This window comes from Sphaerisporangium krabiense (genome assembly GCF_014200435.1).
GTDB lineage: Bacteria > Actinomycetota > Actinomycetes > Streptosporangiales > Streptosporangiaceae > Sphaerisporangium > Sphaerisporangium krabiense.
The window spans coordinates 4,671,842-4,687,741 of the sequence record NZ_JACHBR010000001.1 but is presented as its reverse complement, the minus strand read 5'-3'; the positions used below and the strand labels follow the sequence as shown (position 1 = coordinate 4,687,741).

Sequence of the window (15,900 nt, the reverse complement as noted above, 5' to 3'; positions counted from 1 at the left end):
GCCCGCCTACAGGTAGCCCATCTCCCGGAGTCGTTGACTGGTGTACAGGTCTTCCTCGGTCGGTCCGGCCGGGGCCGGGGCCACGACCTCGTCCTCGGCCAGGGGGCCGAGCGGGCGGGCCTGCCGTTCTCGCACCACCGGCACCGGGTGGCCGTCGATCGAGTCCGGCCAGCTCGCGCCGAGCTCGGCGAGCAGGGTCGGCAGCAGGTCCACGATGCGGACCGGTCCGGCCAGCCGCCCGGGCGTGACCCGCGGCGAGCGGTGGATCCACATGCCCTGGTACCGGTGCAGGCCGGTCTGCCAGCTCGGCCGCCACACCGGCCCTTCCAGGTCGGTCACCGGCAGCACGCTCTCGTCGCGCGGCACTAGCAGCAGGTCGGGCGCCCGTCCGACGTGGACGCCCGGGTAGACCACGTCACGGGGCACGACCGCCGAGAACACCGGCGAGCGGCCGGGCGTCCGGAGGTCCTCCAGCAGGGCGGCGGCCTCGGCGAGGACCGCGGCCCTGTCCCGCTCGGCGACGACGCCGTCGCGCTGCCGGCCGGCCAGGTTCACGTTGAGGCCGTAGCTGCCCGGCACCGGCATGTAGACGCGCGTCCGCCCGAAGTCGACGGAGCGCTCCTGCCCGGTGAACCAGCTCGCCTGCCCGCCGTCCCGGGCCCCACCGGCCGGGACGGTGGTGAGCAGGCCGGCGTCCTCCAGCAGCCGGTGCACCGCGACGCCGTACCGGCCGACGCCGAGTCCGTGGTCGGAGGCCACCACGACCGAGGTCTCGTCGCCGACCATCTCCAGCAGCCGGCCCACGCCGTCGTCGAGCGCCCCGTAGATCCGCTCGATCGCCTCGTCCCAGCCGCTGCCCTCCGGCGCGGGCGCGTGCTGGGGGTGGCCGGGGTCCCAGAAGTGCCAGTAGTGGTGGCACACCCGGTCGGCCTCGGTCAGCACCGCCATCACCAGGTCGGTCGGGTGGGCGGTCATCAGGTACTCCAGCGACCGGACGCGCGCCTCGACGTTGGCGACCGCCTCGTCGAGGTAGCCGAGGTCGCCGCGGAACATCGTGGCCAGGTCGGACTGGAAGTGGACGCCGTTCCTCGCCAGCTCCGCGAGCAGCCCGGCCGGCCTGCAGTAGCGGATCGTCTGCTGGAGCGGCCAGGTGATCTGGTAGCCGGGCAGGTCGCGCGGCGGGTGCGACATCGGCACGTTCACCAGGCCGAGCGACCAGCCCTGCGCGGCCAGCCAGTCCCAGGCCGAGGAGCAGCCGAGGTCGGAGGACCCCATGATGTGCGCGCCGTACCCGGGGTCCTGGGTGTCGAAGAACTGGTAGACGCCGTGCCCGCCCGGCCGCCGCCCGGTGACGAAGGAGCTCCACCCCGGCGCGGTGTGGGCCGGCCAGGTGGTGTCGACCGGGGCCGAGGCCCCGGCGCCGAGCAAGGCGGCGAGATTGGGCAACCGGCCGGCCGAAACGAGGCGGTCGATAATATCGAAACCGGCGCCGTCCAATCCGATAATCAGCGCCTTGGGAGGGGTGCGCAGGGTGGCCAAAACAGTCCTCCGTTTCCGGGCTGATAACGGACGACGCAGAAAACTCCTGAACCGTGACGAGCTAGCCGAAACCGACATTAGGCGGCGGTGCGCGCGGACGTCCACTCGCCGGGTGAGGCTTCGTCAAGTCGCGGCGATAGGCAGCGGGAACGCCTCTTCCACTGCCTGCGCGGCGGACGTATCCTACGGCTGTCGCGACGCGCCACGACGGAGGAGGTCGCCGCCCATGCCGAATAGCCGTTACCGAGCCCTGCTGTTCGACTACGGCGGCACGCTGACGTTACCCGCCAAGGACGTCTTCGCCGCCTTCGCCGCCGCCGAGCTTTTGGACCTGGTTCATTTCACCGAGCTCATGCGCGAGTGGACGGAGCGCCCGGTTCTGGACGGCAAATACACGCCGATACAGCTGCTGGAACGCGGCCAGATGTCGATTCCGGAATTCGAGCGGTTATTCGCCGCCGAGATCCGGACCACCGACGGCCACGTGGTCGAGCCGAAAGGCCTGGTGTCCCGCTTCCACGCGAGCGTGCAGATGGACCACGCGATGGAGGACCTGCTGGTGCGCGCCCGCCGGCACGGCGTCCACACCGCGGTGCTGTCGAACTCGTGGAACTTCGACTACGACGCCCGCGACTGGTGGGAGCTGTTCGACACCGTCGTCGTCTCGGGCACGGTGGGCATGCGCAAGCCCGAGCCGGAGATCTACACCTACACCGCCGAACTGATCGGGGTGCTCCCCGAGCAGTGCATCCACGTGGACGACAACGAGGCGAACGTGCGGGGCGCCGAGCTCGCCGGCATGATCGGGATCCACCACCGGTCGGCGGAGCAGGCCGGGCGGATGATCTACGAGCTGATGGGCTGGCCGCCGGACTAGCCATGCGCACGGGGACGCCGCACCGCCTTCATGACGGACCCGCGGACCGGCTTCCCGGCCGGCCCGCGGGCCGTCTTCCCTGCTCTGTCCCGGGCTGTCCTCCGGGCCGACCGCTACGCCGCGGGCCCCTGGGCGAGGCTCAGCAGCCGGTCGACGAGGCCGAGGTCGAACGGGTCGCCGACCTGCATGATGATGTGCCGCGCACCGGCCGCGACCAGCCGGTCCACCTGGTCCAGGTGCTCGGGCGCGGTGAGGAAGCAGCTCCGCTCGATCTCGGCGGGGTCGCGGTCCAGCCGGGCGCACCACTCGTCCAGCGTCCCGTTGCCCTCCTCGAACCGCCACGCCATCGTGTTCCAGGCGTCGGCGTGCCGTGCCACGGTGCGCAGCACGACCCGCTTGCCGTCGCCGCCGATCATCAGGGGGATCTCGCCGAGCGGCGGCGGGTTGAGCTTGGCCAGCCGCGCCTTCACCCGCTCGACGTACCCCTCCAGCGCCTCCGCCCGCTCGGGCCCGGGCCGGAACTCGTAGCCGTACTCGGCGTAGTCGCGCTCGAACCAGCCGGCGCCGAGCCCGAGCACGAGCCGCCCGCCGCTGAGGTGGTCGACGGTGCGGGCCATGTCGGCGAGCAGGTCGGGGTTGCGGTAGTCCTGGTCGGTCACCAGCACGCCGACGTCGGCCCGGGAGGTCTCCACGGCCATCGCCGCCAGCAGCGTCCAGCCCTCGAAGTGCGTGCCGTCCGGCTCGCCGGTCAGCGGATAGAAGTGGTCCCACAGCCAGATGGAGTCCACGCCCCGCCGGTCGGCCTCCCGCCAGGCGGCGCGCAGCCGCTCGACCGAGGTGTGCTGCGGCATCAACCAGGCGCCTACCTTGAATCGCGCGGCCATGTCGGACCCCTTTCTGCAACGGTCACCGGAGGCGATGTATGACGGCGCTCGGAACGATAACCGGCAATTACGAAGAAGCCAAGGCACACCTTCGGGAATGGGGATTCTGTCTCATCGAGAACCCGCTTCCCCCGGCGAAGTTCAAGGAGCTCGCCGAACGTCTCACCGAGCTCGCGGAGGCGGAAAGGCAAGACAATTCGGCATTCCTGTACGACGGCGGCAACCAACGGGTGTTCGGGTTGCTCAACAAAGGCGCGATCTTCGAGGAGATCGTGCAGAACGAGGCCGTGTGCGAGCTGATGGAAGAGCTGCTCGGCTACAACTTCCTGCTCTCCAGCATCCACGCCAACATCGCGGGACCCGGCGGCGCCAGGATGGCATTGCATCCGGACCAGACATTCGCCAGAATGCCGTGGCCGCCGTACCCGTTCGTGGCCAACAGCATGTGGATGCTGGACGATTTCACCGAGGAGAACGGTGCGACGCGGGTGATTCCAGGGACCCATCTGCTCGGCCGGCCGCCGGACTACGCGGCGGGCGAGGGCGACATCGAGACCCAGCCGGTGTGCGGCCCCGCCGGCACGGTGATGGTCTTCGACGGGCGGCTGTGGCACCAGACCGGTGCCAACCGGACCAAGGACCGGCTCAGGCACGGCATCCTCGTCTACTACTGCCGGGCGTACATCCGTCAGCAGGAGAACCCGTTCGTGGCGGTCGAGAAGGACGTGCACGACCGCGCCACCCCGCTCATGCGCCGTCTCCTCGGCTGGGAGATCTACCAGGGCGCGCTGGGCCAGACCGGCGGGCTGCCGACGTAGTGCCCGCCGTCCGCGTCTTCGTCCTCGGCGCCGACGCCGTCGGCTGGCCGGACCGGGCCGGCGCCGAGATCGCGTTCCACCGCCTCGGCCCCGGCGGGCCCGACGCCGCGCGGGTGGTCCGGCGGGAGGCGGCCGGCGGCCTGTTCGCCCTGGCCGCCGACGGGGCCGCCATCGCGCCCGCGCTGAGCCTGGCCGCGGCGCTGCTGCCGGCCGACCGCGCGGCGCACCTGTTCCTGTCGGGCGAGCCGGGCGACGTCGTGGTCCCGCCGGGCGCCGACCCGCCGATCCCCGTCACCTACCTCGCGGCCGGCGCCGTGCCCGCCGTGCTGTCCGGGCTGCGCCCGCTGACGGTCCGGCCGATCCCGGCCGCCGATCCCGGGCCCGCGGCGCTGTACGCGGTGCGCGAGCAGCTCGGCAGCATGGACCCCGGCGACTACGTGTGGGAGCAGGGCCCGTAACGGCCCGGCGCCGCGTCGAAGCGCCGAAACCGGGTTCCGGTCGCCCGCGCGGGCACGGAACCCGGTTTCGCCCCACGGCCGGATCAGCCGAAGCAGGCCTCGGCCAGGCGGTCCACCTGCGAGACCCGCGCCACCGTCGGGTTGAAGATCAGCTCGTCCACGCCCGCCTCGGCGTACTTGCCGATCATGGCCTGGACGGCCTCGGTGTCACGGGCGGCGTCGTTGGCGAAGACCTCCGCGAGCTCAGGCCCGAGGATCGAGAAGTAGTCGCGCGCCGAGTGCCGCGACTCCTCCAGCACGTCCTCGCCGATCCCGAACCGCGCCATCGCGATGATCTCCGGGCTGCCGTCCCGCCCGGCCGCCGCCCACGCCTCGCGTACCCGCCGCGCGAACGGCACCACGTCGTCCGGCGGCAGGCTCGGCGCCGCCCAGCCGATGCCCCACTTCACCGCCCGCCGGATGCACCCGTCGCTGAACCCGCCCATCAGCACCGGCACGCCGCCGTCCGGCAGCGGCCGGGGCAGCGGCGACCGGTCGGTGCCCTCCGCGGGCTCCCCCGCCCACACGCGCCGCATGATGCCGAGGTCGCGTTCGAACCGCGCCCACCGCCCGGCGAAGTCGCGCTCCGCCACCACGAAGTCGTCCTCCCGCACCCCCGGCCCGACGCCGAGCACGAGGCGGCCCTGCGAGATCTCCTGCACCCCGGCCGCGTCCTTGGCCAGCAGCACCGGGCTGCGCACCGGCCCCACGATGACGTCGGTGATGAGACGGATCCGGCTCGTCACCGCGGCCGCCGCGCCGAGCGCCAGCAGCGGATCGTACCCCGGGTACACCACGCGGTCGGTCGTGACCAGCGACGAGAACCCGGCCGACTCGGCCCGGATCGCCCAGTCGACCAGGACCCGCCCCGGGACGTCGGGGATGACATTGGGAAGACCGATGCCCAACTTCACGATTTACGCTCCAATCGGGCGGCGCCGGGGCGCCACCGCATCCGGGACACGGCAATGTAGCCAGAAGTAGCCAGGACGGCTCTCGGATCCATGCGAGGAGTACGCGATGTCCCTCCAGTACTGCGATCTGACCGGCGGCGCGCGGCTGCCGTACGTCGAGTTCGGCGCCCCCGACGGCGCCCCGCTGCTGGTGCTGCGGGGGCTCGGCGACGCGCTGACCACCATGGAGAACCCCGGGACCGCCGCCGGGGCGCGGGCGCTGTACGGCCCGCTGGCCCACCGCCGCGTCGTCGTCACCTCCTGGCGGACGCCCGCCGCGCCGGGCTACCGGCTGGCCGACCTGGTCGGCGACGCCGCGACGCTGATCACCAAGCTCGGCCTCGGCCCGACGGCGATCTGGGGGAACTCGATGGGCGGCATGGTCGCGCTGCTGCTCGCCGAGCGCGACCCGGACCTGGTCGACTCGATCGTCTGCGAGTGCACGCCCACCCATGCGACCGACCCGCTGCTGCGGTACGTGACGCGCTGGGACGCCATGGCCGCGCAGCGCCGGTGGCCCGAGCTCCAGCGCGACACGTTGCGGAACATCTTCACCGGGCGGATGCCGTGGGCGATCCGCAAGCTCGTGTGGTTCCCCCGCTCGATCCCGATCCCCGACGACGAGGGCCGCTGGCAGGTGCTGTCGGCGGCGCTGCGCGAGTACGACGTCCGCGACCGCGCCGCCGGGGTGCGCTGCCCGGTCCTGGTCATCGGCGGGCGGCAGGACCGGATGACGCCGCCGGACCAGCTCGCCGACCTCGCCGGCCTGCTGCCGGACGCGCGGCTGGTCCTGGTGGACCGCTGCGGGCACGGCGCGTCGCTGGAACGGCCGGAGGAGTTCCACCGCGAGATCGGCGGGTTCCTGGCGGAGGCGCGCCGGTCCACCGGGCATTAGGCCACCGCCGTCAGGGGCCGCGACTGCAACAGGTACACCCGGCCGCCGGCGAGCGCCCACTCGACGTCCTGCTCGGCGCCGAACACCGCGACGCACCGGCGGCCGAGCGCGGCGAGCCGGGCCAGCGCGGCGGCGTCGAGGCACGGCAGGCCGGCGCACGGCGCGGCGACCGGCTCCTCGCGGGTGCCGCCGCCGTCGGCCGGCCGGATCGCGACGTCCTTGCGCGCCGTCCGCTCCCGGAGGACGGCGCCGTCCCGGTCCAGCAGCCAGTGGTCGGGGGTGACGAGCCCGGACACGACGGCCTCGCCGAGCCCCCAGGACGCCTCGACCACCATGCCGGCGCCGCCCATCGGGTCGCGGGTGAACAGCACGCCCGCCACGTCCGGCGCCACCAGTTCCTGGACGACCGCGGCGACCCGCCCGGCGGGCAGGCCGAGGCGGCGCCGGTAGTCGGCCGCGCCCGCGGCCGAGGCGTGCACGGTCGCCAGCGCGTCCAGCACCGCGCCGGCGCCCCGCACCGCGAGCACGGTCGCGTACTGCCCGGCGAAGCTCGCCCGCGCGCCGTCCTCCCCCACCGCCGACGACCGCACGGCGACCGGGCCGAGCGGTCCCGCCGCCTCGCCCACCGCCGCCGTCGCCGCGGCGTCGCCGGCCACGGCCGCGGCCAGGGCGTCCACCGAGACGGCGAACCCGCGCGGCACCGGCAGCCCGGCGTCCACGGCGGCGGCGAGCGCGGCGGCCTTCCCGCCGAAGATCGCGGGGTCGAGGGCCCCGGCGAGCGCGGCGATCACAGGACCGTGACGACGCCCCGCGCGCCGTCGATCCTGACCAGCTCCCCGTCCCTGATCCTCTGGGTGGCGACCTGCGTGCCGACCACGGCGGGGACGCCGAACTCGCGGGCGACCACCGCCGCGTGCGACAGCGCGCCGCCCCGGTCGGTGACGACCGCGCCGATCAGCGGCAGCACGACGTTGTAGGAGGGGCCGGTGGTCGGCGCGACCAGCACGTCGCCCTTCTCCAGCCGCCCGAACTCCGCCGGACCGCGCACGATCCGCGCGCGGCCGGTGTACACGCCGGGGCTCGCGGGGGTGCCGTGGACCTCGGTGTCGGAGGGCTCGGAGGGGACGGCGCGCTCCAGCAGGTCCTGCGACATGGCCTCCAGCAGCGCCTCGTTCACCCGGGCGAGCGCGGCGGGGAGCCGCGGCAGCGGCATGGCCGGGTCCTCCTCGCCCAGCTCCAGCGGCGGGCGTGCGGCGGTGCGCCGCCGCGTGGCCCGCTGCGCCAGCTCGGCCGCCGTGGGCGCGTCCGCGCCGGAGAGCAGCGCGGCCAGCTCGGCGGGGTCGGCCTCCACCGCGTGCTCGGGGTGCTCCAGCGCCGACCGGGCCACGAGCCGGCGGCCGGCGGCGAGCAGCGCGCGGCGCAGCAGCCCCCACGGCCGCATCTCGGTCCAGGCCACGTCGTCGTCGCGCAGCCCGTATAGCAGCCGCGCGTCGTCCAGCAGCCGGTCGTACGCGGCCCGGTCGTCCTCGGGCACCCGGGCCCGCAGCGGGTCCGCCGCGCCGCCGGGGGGCGGGGCCGCCGGGGCCGACAGCCGGGCCTCCAGCGCGGCGAGCACCAGCGCGGGCATCTCGCGCAGCGTCGGCTCGTCGAGGTCGAAGCCGAGCAGGTCGTCGCCGTGCTCGCCCAGGTACTCCTCCAGCGCCGCGGCCACCTCCGGCGAGGCGGCGCGCAGCGCCTCCAGGCGTTTCCCCGGCGGCCCCGCGGGCCCGAGGCCGGCGCCGGCGGCGCGCACCGCGTCGACCAGGCGGTCCAGGCCGCCGAGGGGGCGGACCGACGCCGGTGAGGCGCCGCGCAGCACGGCCAGCGCGTCGGCCGGGTCCACGCCGGTCCAGCGCCGTACGTGCGCCAGCCAGTCGCCGACCGCGACGTTCTGCGCGACCAGGTGCCGCATGTGCACCATGTCGCCGTCGCGCAGCAGCGCGACGAGCTCGTCGATGTGCCCGCGCAGGGCGGCCTCGTCCAGGGCGTCGACGGGCACGGCCTGGAGCGCCCGGTTGCGCGCGACGAACCGCGCCCGCAGCCCGCCGTCGAACCACTCCACGGCCTCCTGCCGCCACGCGCGGGCGGCCAGCGCGCGGCGCGCGGCGCGGGCGCGCCCGCGCACCTCGGGGTGCAGCCGCCACAGGAGCTGCCGGGCGGGCCGCAGCGCCGCGGGCCCGCGGTCCCGCCACGGCGCGACCTGCCGGGCCTGGACGTACTTCCAGATGCCGGACAGCCGCATGTCCAGCCGTTCCATCAGCAGCCCGTACCGGCGGAACCCGGCGGGCATCGACTCGGCGAAGACCGGCAGCCACACGCCCAGGAAGAACCGGGTGAACGGCCGGGCCTGGTGCGCCGTCTCCAGCACCCACAGCCCGGGGCCGGGCGCGGCGCCGGCGTACGTCCGTGGCGTGACCTCGGCCCCGGCCTGTGACCCGGCCTCTGACATGGTCATAGCGCGCTCCCCACGACAGCCTGCCGATCGATGATTTTGGACCGACGGCACGTTGTCGAGGGTTCCCACGAAACGTGGCGGCGATATGTCAAGTCCCTGCTGACCCCGTCGCGACCGGCACGGATAATCGTCCGGACCGCTAGGACGGAAGTTGGTGAACTGTGTCCAGTGCTGACCTGACGCGCATCCCGGTGGGCGGTTCGTCCGCGTACGAGATCGTCATCGGCGATGACGCACTGACCGAAGTACCCGCCCTGCTGAGCGGCTCCGGACGGGCCGCGGTGATCCACTGCCAGACGATGAAGGACACCGCGCAGGCGATCGCCGGCGACCTGCGCGCGCACGGCCACGAGGCGGAGCTCATCGCGGTGCCCGACGGCGAGCAGGCCAAGGACCACGCGGTCGCCGCGCACTGCTGGAACGACCTCGCACGCCTCGGCTTCACCCGTTCCGACGCCGTCGTCGCCGTCGGCGGCGGAGCCACCACCGACCTCGCGGGCTTCGTCGCGGCGACCTGGCTGCGCGGCGTGCCGATCGTGCAGGTGCCCACCTCGCTGACCGCGATGGTGGACGGCGCGATCGGCGGCAAGACCGCGATCAACCTCTCCGCGGGCAAGAACCTGGTCGGCGCGTTCCACGCCCCGGCCGGGGTGGTCTGCGACCTCCGCCTGCTCGACACGCTGCCGGAGGGCGAGCTGGTCAACGGCCTGGCCGAGGTCGTCAGGATCGGCTTCATCGCCGACCCGGTCATCCTCGACACCATCGAGGCGGGCACCGAGGCCGTCACGACGCCCGGCACGCCGCAGCTGCGCGACATCATCGAGCGCGCGGCACGCGTCAAGGCCGAGATCGTCACCGAGGACATGCGCGACCACGGGCGCCGGCAGTTCCTGAACTATGGGCACACGCTCGGGCACGCCATCGAGAAGGTGGCGCGGTACCGGTGGCGGCACGGGTCGGCCGTCTCGGTCGGGATGTGCTACGCCGCCGAGCTCGGCCGCATCACCGGCCACCTCGACGACGCGACCGCCGACCGGCACGCCGAGATCCTCATGATGCTGGGCCTGCCCACGACCTACCGGCCCGACGTGTGGCCCGACCTGCTGGAGGCGATGCGGATCGACAAGAAGGCGCGGGGCTCGCGGCTGCGGTTCATCGTGCTGGACGGCCTGGCGTCGCCGACCGTGCTGGACGACCCCGGCGAGGAGGTCCTGGTGGCGGCGTACGCGCCGTGCTGCCGGCTCGTCGCCGACTGACCGCGATCGCCCGGTCCCGCGCCTCCGCGCGGGACCGGGCGATTTTCGCGCCCGCGCCGGGTCCCGCGTTTGTTTTTTCACGCCGGCGCCGGGTGATACGCCTGTTCTTCGGGCGGCGTGGCGGGTGACGCCTTTATTTTTCTCCGCCGATCGACGGGAAAAAAGAAAAGCCGGTGGACTCCGGGGTGTCCGGAGCCCACCGGCCTTTTCTTCGGAAAGATTATCCGAAATCGAGAACTTTACTGCCGGGCGACCGCCTCGCGGTGTCCACGAAGAGGGGTGTCGTGGAACGTCGCGCCGGCGCCGCCGAACGTGACGCGGCCCGCGCTGCCGTTCGCCTTCACCTTGATGGACGCCTGCACGCCGTAGCCGGTTCTCGGCCGGTCGCCGGCGTCGGTCTGGACGGTGTAGGTGTTGTCGGGGATGTCCGGTCCGGCCTGCAGGAAGCTGCCCTCCTGCGCGACCGTGGAGAGGGTGTAGCGCTCACCCGGGCCGTGGTAGGCCGCGACCTCGGTGACCTGCGCGTTGTCCGTCTCCCACAGGATCGCGACCCGCTCGAGGTAGTAAGCCAGGTCGTTCACCAGCCACGGGGTCGGGAGCGGGAAGTGGAACCAGACTTCCTGGCCGGCGGGGATCTCGAAGGTCGAGGTTCCACCGGTGTGGGTGCCCTGCTCCAGGCCGCCCTCGTACTTTTCCGGACGGACTGCGGCGCTGGAGGTCCAAAGAGTGGTTCTGGCCACTGGTCTCTCCTTTCGACGGATGAGGCGTGTCCTTGGGCTGAATGGATCCTGACACACGGGGGTCATCCATGGCGGTTCGGAGAGCAAGAGGAGCGTACTTGATTAGGTTCGCGGTAATTGCGCGTTAAATTGGCCCGGCCCGGTCAAGTCGGGCGAGCACCCGCTCGCGATCGGCCTTGCGCAACCCCGCCGCGGCCTGTTCGTAGGAATGGCGCATCAGATCGGCGAGCAGATCGTCGGGAACGCTGCCGTCGAGGCTCACCGTGTTCCACAGCCGCTTGTTGACGTGGTACCCGGGCACGATCGCCGGATACTCGTCGCGCAGGTGCAGCGCCCGCGACGGATCGCACTTCAGCGTGATCTGCGCCGGCGGGTCGGGCTGGTAGATGGCGAACACCTTGCCCACCACCTTGTACACCGGCAGGCCGGGCGCGAACGGCTCCTCCTCGCTGACCTCCGGGAGGCCCAGCAACACCGCGGCGATCTCCTCGGGGCTCATGTCGCATCCACCCTTCGCGTGGGTCCGGCGGTTACCCGGCCGACCCTACCGCCGCGGGGCGGCACGAGCCCGCGCGGAACCTCGTGGAGGCGCACGGAACCTCACGCAATACGGCCGGGAGCGCGCGCGGGGCCGTCCCATCGGCGCGGCGCCGGTCTAGGCTCGATCATCGTGGGCGCTTTCACGGGGCCGGTGTTCCGGCCGGGTGACGACGGGTACGACGCCGAGCGGTCGGGGTTCAACCTCACCGTGGACCACCACCCCGAGCTGATCGTCGGGGCGACCGGGCCCGACGACGTGATCGCGGCGGTCGAGTACGCCGCGGCGCGGGGCCTCGCGGTGGCGGTGCTGACGACCGGGCACGGCCCGGCGGTGCCCGCCGACGGCCAGGTGCTGATCGCCACCCGCCGCATGGGCGACGTCCGGGTGGACCCGGCGGCGCGCACGGCGCGGGTCGGCGGCGGGGTGCGCTGGCGCCAGGTGCTGCCGCAGACCGTGCCGCACGGCCTGGCCCCGCTCAACGGGTCCAGCCCGAACGTCGGCGTCGTCGGCTACACGCTCGGCGGCGGCGTCGGGCCGCTCGGCCGCTCCTACGGCTTCGCGGCCGACCGGGTGCGCCGCGTCGACCTGGTCACCGCCGACGGCCGGCTGCGGCAGGTCACGGCGGACGGCGACCCCGAGCTGTTCTGGGCGGTGCGCGGCGGCAAGGGCAACTTCGGCGTGGTGGTCGGGCTGGAGTTCGACCTCGTGCCGGTGTCGCGGCTGTACGGCGGCGGGCTGTTCTTCCCGGCCGAGGCGACCGCCGACGTGCTGCACGCCTACGGCCGGTGGGTGCGGGACGCGCCGGAGGAGATGTCGTCCTCGGTGCTGCTGGTCACGTTCCCGCCGATCCCCGAGGTGCCCGAGATCTTCCGCGGCCGGTACATCGCGCACCTGCGGCTGGCCTACACCGGCACGGCCGAGGAGGGCGAGCGGCTGGTCCGGCCGCTGCGCGAGATCGGCTCGCAGATCCTGGACACGCTGGGCGAGATGCCCTACACCGAGGTGGGGACGATCTACAACGATCCCACCGAGCCGGCGCGGGTGTACGACTCCAACATCTCGCTGCACACGCTGGACGAGGGCGCGGTCGACACGCTGCTGTCGCTGGCCGGGCCGGACACCGGCTCGCCGTTGCTGATCGAGATGCGCCAGCTCGGCGGCGCCTACGCCCGCCCGCCGGCGATCCCCAGCGCGGTCGGGGGCCGCGACGCCGCGTACACGGTGTTCGCCGCCTCCATCCTGGAGCCCGGCCGGGAGGACGCGATACGCCGGGCGCACGAGGAGCTCGCGGAGAAGATGCGCCCCTGGGCGACCGGCGGCACGCTCTTCAACTTCTCCGGCGTCGCCGACGCCACCCCCGACCGCGTCAAGCTGTCCTTCACCCCGGCCGACTACGCCCGCCTCACCAAGGCGAAGGCCGCCTACGACCCGGACAACGTGTTCCGCGTCAACTTCAACATCCCCCCGGCGCTCTAGAACTCTCCGGAGAATCGCGTTCCGGCCCCCGGAACGCGATTCTTCCCGTTGGAGTCCGCCCGCGCCTCCGGCGCCGTCGCGCGCCGGTCCCCGTGATTGGAAACGGGTGCCCGGAAAGGCGGGTGGAGCGTGGTCGAATGAGGGACGTTTTCCGGCTTACCGGGTTAGCGGCGCACGCCTTGATATAAGGACATTAATCGCTATTTCAGGTTGTCCTTCACACCGCGGTGGCCGTGGGGCGGCGGCAGGAGGTGAGAAGGTTTTTGAGGGACTGGGAGGGTTCCAGGCCGAGTTCGTTGCGCAGGACGGTGCGGCACTGGTCGTACTGGCGCATCGCGGCGGCGCGGTTGCCGGCGGCGAGGTGGGCGTTGACGAGCACGCGGTGTGCGCTTTCGCGCAGCGGCTCCGCGCGGACGGCGGCGAGCCCGGCGGCGACCGCCTCGCCGTGCCGCCGCGCGGCGGTCAGGCGTTCGGACATGGCTTCGAGCGCGTGCAGCCGGAGCTGGTGGTACTGCTCCTGCTCGATCAGCACCCAGTCGCTCTCCGACCAGTCGGGCAGCAGATCGGCGGACAGGACGGTCAATGTGTGCATGGTCAGGATGTCGTCGCACGGGCGCGAGATGTCGAGCAGCCGGTGCGCGCGCGCGACGGCGTCGCGGACGTCGACGCTGATGTACTTGCCGATCTCCAGCTCCTGCGCGGACGCCTCGATGACCTTGTGGCCCATGCGCGCCGCGCGCCACAACGACGACCGGAGATTGGCGTTGGCGCGGGACACCGTGGCCTCGGGCCAGAGTGTTCCCGCCACATAAGCGCGAGCGCGCGGGCTGTCCTGAAGGGCGAGAAAGGCGACCAGTCGTTGGGCGCTTGACGAAATCGAGACGCGACGCTGGCCGACGGACAACGCGAAGCCCTTGAGCAGCCGCAATGAAACGACTTGGGTGTCTGCGGTCATCGGTTCCCCCGGGCGATGTGGCCTTGGTGATCACTTTCCGATGCGGTACAGGACAAGTCAGTCCCATATTAGAGCAAATGCACGTTTGCTTGGTGATTAACGCGCAAAAGCGCGCACCCGTTCCCCTCGGGCAATAAGGATTATCACGCGTATCGCCCCCTCGCGTCTCCCCCTGGTGCCGCGCATGCTAAAGGGCGGGACGTCACCGCGGCGTCACCCGGGCGTCACCCGTCCGGTTCCAGCAGCCCGTCCAGCCACGCCTGGATGACCGCGTGTACGGCGGCCGGCTCGCTGACCGCCCACGACCGCGCCTCGTCCGGCCCGACCGTGCAGATCACGCGCGCCCGGAAACCGTCACGCCGCCCTTCCTCCACCCACACCCGGAGTATCAACGTGCCGCTGCGTTCCACCGGGGCCTCCACGAAGGGAAGGATGCCCCATCGCTGTCACCCCGGCATCGCCGCCGCGTCTTCGCCCGCGTCGCCCCGCGAGCGTGGCCGTCCCGGCGGGCCGGCGCCACCAGGGCGGGCCGCCACAGGCCGGTGACGCCCGTGTGACGGATCGATCGCGTTCGCGCCACGGCACCCCCGGCATGCTCTCCCCCGCACGCATTTCACGGGGAAACGGGGAGGATTTCGCATGGGCGACTTCGGGGTCATCGCCGATGTCTCGACGATCATCGTGAGAGCCCTGACCCGGTCCCTGCGCGGACTCAGCCAGGACCCGCCGATCGCGGAGTTGCACGACCTGTCGGAGCCGGTGCAGACGCCGCCGCCCAAGCTCACGGTGTTCCTCTACGAGATCGCCGAGGACCCGGCGTCGCGCAACAGGCCGCCGGTGCGTTCCCGGCCGCCGGACGCGCCCACCACCCGCAAGCCGCCGATGGCGCTGCTGCTGCGGTACCTGATCACCCCGTGGGGCGGCGACCAGCCGACGCAGCACCGCATGCTCGGCCGCGCCCTGCAGACGTTCTACGACGACGCGATCCTGGACGGCACGCAGCTGACCGGGAGCCTGGCGGCCTCGACGGACTCGCTGCACGTCACGCTGACGCCGCTCACCCTGGACCAGAAGTCGTGGGTCTGGTACGCGATCCAGAAGCCGTACCGGCTCTCGCTGAACTACGAGTTCCGCGTCGTCAACCTGGACGCCGCCGCCGAGCAGGAGATCCGGCCCGTGCACAGCCGGATCGTCGAGGGGGCGGCCACGCCGTGAGCCGTTTCACGCCCCTCGCGCGGTCGGTGCTGCACAGCCCGGCCTGGTTCGTGCCGTTCGACGACTACGCCCGGCGGGTCCGCACGGCCGGCGTGACCGTCGAGCTGGACCGGTGGACCGGCGGGGAATGGGCGCCGCAGGACGTCGCGGCGGTCCGCACGCCGAGCGCGGCCCTGGTGTACCCGGGCCTCGGCCGCCGCGGCGGGCCGTGGCGCGGCGGGCCGGAACGCCACCGGGCCCGCTTCTCGGCCCCCGGCTACCGTCCGCTGTACCCCGCCGACGACGAGCCGTTCTCGTCCGGCCTCGTCGGCGTCGAGTTCCTGGTGCATCCCTACGACGACGCCCACCCGCCGGCGGCGCAGACCGAACCGCGGCTGGTCCGGCTGCTGCCGAGCGCCTCCTTCCCCTACCCGCCGGGCCTGCGGACCGCGCACGGCGTCGTGCTGGACGCGGCGTCCGGGGCGCCGGTCGCGAACGCGCTGGTCGAGGCGCGGGGACGGACGAGCAGGGACCTGGTGCCGTGGCACGAGCGCACGCTGACCGACGCCACGGGAGCCTTCCGGCTGGCGCTGCGCTGGGAGGGCGAGAAGGACGACGAGGATGCCGCCGAGGAGACGTTCCGCCTGCGGGCCACCGAGCGGCCGGGCCGGACCGGCTCGCTGACCGTTCGCCTGCCCGGGGACGCCGGCCGCCGGCACGTCATCGAGATCCGCGACCAGTAAGCGACCAGTAGCGATCAACGAGGAAGTGAGGAGCCGGC

The 15,900-nt window shown here is 73.0% G+C and carries 17 protein-coding genes; 8 read left to right on the top strand and 9 right to left on the bottom strand.

Annotated features, from left to right (window positions below):
* Positions 1-6: 6 nt before the first annotated feature.
* Complete coding sequence (locus BJ981_RS20715) at positions 7-1,617, bottom strand: alkaline phosphatase family protein (protein WP_239139747.1); 1,611 nt, start codon at positions 1,615-1,617, stop codon at positions 7-9.
* Positions 1,618-1,765: 148 nt separating this feature from the next.
* Between BJ981_RS20715 and BJ981_RS20710 the strand changes: the two genes are divergently transcribed.
* Positions 1,766-2,416 (top strand): HAD family hydrolase, encoded by a 651-nt coding sequence (locus BJ981_RS20710; RefSeq protein WP_184612947.1) that lies wholly within the window; start codon positions 1,766-1,768, stop codon positions 2,414-2,416.
* A gap of 113 nt (positions 2,417-2,529) precedes the next feature.
* Here BJ981_RS20710 and BJ981_RS20705 read toward each other — a convergent pair whose 3' ends face one another.
* A complete protein-coding gene (locus BJ981_RS20705) occupies positions 2,530-3,300 on the bottom strand; it encodes an LLM class F420-dependent oxidoreductase (protein WP_184612946.1) in 771 nt (256 codons plus the stop codon).
* Between the two features lie 38 nt (positions 3,301-3,338).
* Here BJ981_RS20705 and BJ981_RS20700 point away from each other — a divergent pair, with 38 nt between their 5' ends.
* Positions 3,339-4,118, top strand: coding sequence for a phytanoyl-CoA dioxygenase family protein (locus BJ981_RS20700; protein ID WP_184612945.1), 780 nt, complete (start codon positions 3,339-3,341; stop codon positions 4,116-4,118).
* Positions 4,118-4,576, top strand: coding sequence for a hypothetical protein (locus BJ981_RS20695; RefSeq protein ID WP_184612944.1), 459 nt, complete (start codon positions 4,118-4,120; stop codon positions 4,574-4,576). The genes BJ981_RS20700 and BJ981_RS20695 overlap by 1 nt, the downstream gene beginning before the upstream one ends.
* An 83-nt stretch (positions 4,577-4,659) precedes the next feature.
* Here the strand turns inward: BJ981_RS20695 and BJ981_RS20690 are convergent, their stop codons facing one another.
* The gene (locus tag BJ981_RS20690) at positions 4,660-5,529 is read right to left on the bottom strand and encodes an LLM class flavin-dependent oxidoreductase (RefSeq protein ID WP_184612943.1); all 870 of its coding nucleotides are present in this window, start codon (positions 5,527-5,529) and stop codon (positions 4,660-4,662) included.
* A 106-nt stretch (positions 5,530-5,635) separates the two neighbouring features.
* Between BJ981_RS20690 and BJ981_RS20685 the strand changes: the two genes are divergently transcribed.
* Positions 5,636-6,463, top strand: coding sequence for an alpha/beta fold hydrolase (locus BJ981_RS20685; RefSeq protein ID WP_184612942.1), 828 nt, complete (start codon positions 5,636-5,638; stop codon positions 6,461-6,463).
* On the opposite strand, the gene BJ981_RS20680 is transcribed toward BJ981_RS20685, so the two are convergent.
* Both BJ981_RS20680 and BJ981_RS20675 read right to left on the bottom strand, forming a co-directional pair.
* On the bottom strand, positions 6,460-7,254 hold the full coding sequence (locus BJ981_RS20680; protein ID WP_184612941.1) for a PEP/pyruvate-binding domain-containing protein: 795 nt from the start codon (positions 7,252-7,254) through the stop codon (positions 6,460-6,462). The two genes, BJ981_RS20685 and BJ981_RS20680, sit on opposite strands and share 4 nt — an antisense overlap.
* Positions 7,251-8,957: a PEP-utilizing enzyme gene (locus tag BJ981_RS20675; RefSeq protein ID WP_184612940.1), complete on the bottom strand. Its 1,707-nt coding sequence runs from the start codon at positions 8,955-8,957 to the stop codon at positions 7,251-7,253. Before BJ981_RS20675 ends, BJ981_RS20680 begins: the two co-directional genes overlap by 4 nt.
* A 161-nt stretch (positions 8,958-9,118) precedes the next feature.
* Here BJ981_RS20675 and aroB point away from each other — a divergent pair, with 161 nt between their 5' ends.
* Positions 9,119-10,213: a 3-dehydroquinate synthase gene (gene aroB, locus BJ981_RS20670; RefSeq protein ID WP_239139744.1), complete on the top strand. Its 1,095-nt coding sequence runs from the start codon at positions 9,119-9,121 to the stop codon at positions 10,211-10,213.
* A 239-nt stretch (positions 10,214-10,452) separates the two neighbouring features.
* Here the strand turns inward: aroB and BJ981_RS20665 are convergent, their stop codons facing one another.
* Both BJ981_RS20665 and BJ981_RS20660 read right to left on the bottom strand, forming a co-directional pair.
* Positions 10,453-10,953, bottom strand: coding sequence for a DUF6623 family protein (locus BJ981_RS20665; RefSeq protein WP_184612939.1), 501 nt, complete (start codon positions 10,951-10,953; stop codon positions 10,453-10,455).
* Between the two features lie 124 nt (positions 10,954-11,077).
* A complete protein-coding gene (locus tag BJ981_RS20660) occupies positions 11,078-11,452 on the bottom strand; it encodes an MmcQ/YjbR family DNA-binding protein (RefSeq protein WP_184612938.1) in 375 nt (124 codons plus the stop codon).
* A gap of 171 nt (positions 11,453-11,623) precedes the next feature.
* Between BJ981_RS20660 and BJ981_RS20655 the strand changes: the two genes are divergently transcribed.
* Complete coding sequence (locus tag BJ981_RS20655) at positions 11,624-12,970, top strand: FAD-binding oxidoreductase (protein WP_239139745.1); 1,347 nt, start codon at positions 11,624-11,626, stop codon at positions 12,968-12,970.
* A 217-nt stretch (positions 12,971-13,187) separates the two neighbouring features.
* On the opposite strand, the gene BJ981_RS39250 is transcribed toward BJ981_RS20655, so the two are convergent.
* Together BJ981_RS39250 and BJ981_RS20645 are read right to left on the bottom strand one after the other, a co-directional pair.
* The gene (locus BJ981_RS39250) at positions 13,188-13,778 is read right to left on the bottom strand and encodes an AfsR/SARP family transcriptional regulator (RefSeq protein WP_221314742.1); all 591 of its coding nucleotides are present in this window, start codon (positions 13,776-13,778) and stop codon (positions 13,188-13,190) included.
* Between the two features lie 371 nt (positions 13,779-14,149).
* On the bottom strand, positions 14,150-14,347 hold the full coding sequence (locus BJ981_RS20645) for a hypothetical protein (protein WP_184612936.1): 198 nt from the start codon (positions 14,345-14,347) through the stop codon (positions 14,150-14,152).
* 217 nt (positions 14,348-14,564) lie between these two features.
* Between BJ981_RS20645 and BJ981_RS20640 the strand changes: the two genes are divergently transcribed.
* Both BJ981_RS20640 and BJ981_RS20635 read left to right on the top strand, forming a co-directional pair.
* On the top strand, positions 14,565-15,140 hold the full coding sequence (locus BJ981_RS20640) for a Pvc16 family protein (protein WP_184612935.1): 576 nt from the start codon (positions 14,565-14,567) through the stop codon (positions 15,138-15,140).
* Positions 15,137-15,862 carry a carboxypeptidase-like regulatory domain-containing protein gene (locus BJ981_RS20635; RefSeq protein WP_184612934.1) on the top strand — a complete coding sequence of 242 codons (726 nt, stop codon included), beginning with the start codon at positions 15,137-15,139 and terminating at the stop codon, positions 15,860-15,862. Before BJ981_RS20640 ends, BJ981_RS20635 begins: the two co-directional genes overlap by 4 nt.
* Positions 15,863-15,900 lie beyond the last annotated feature (38 nt).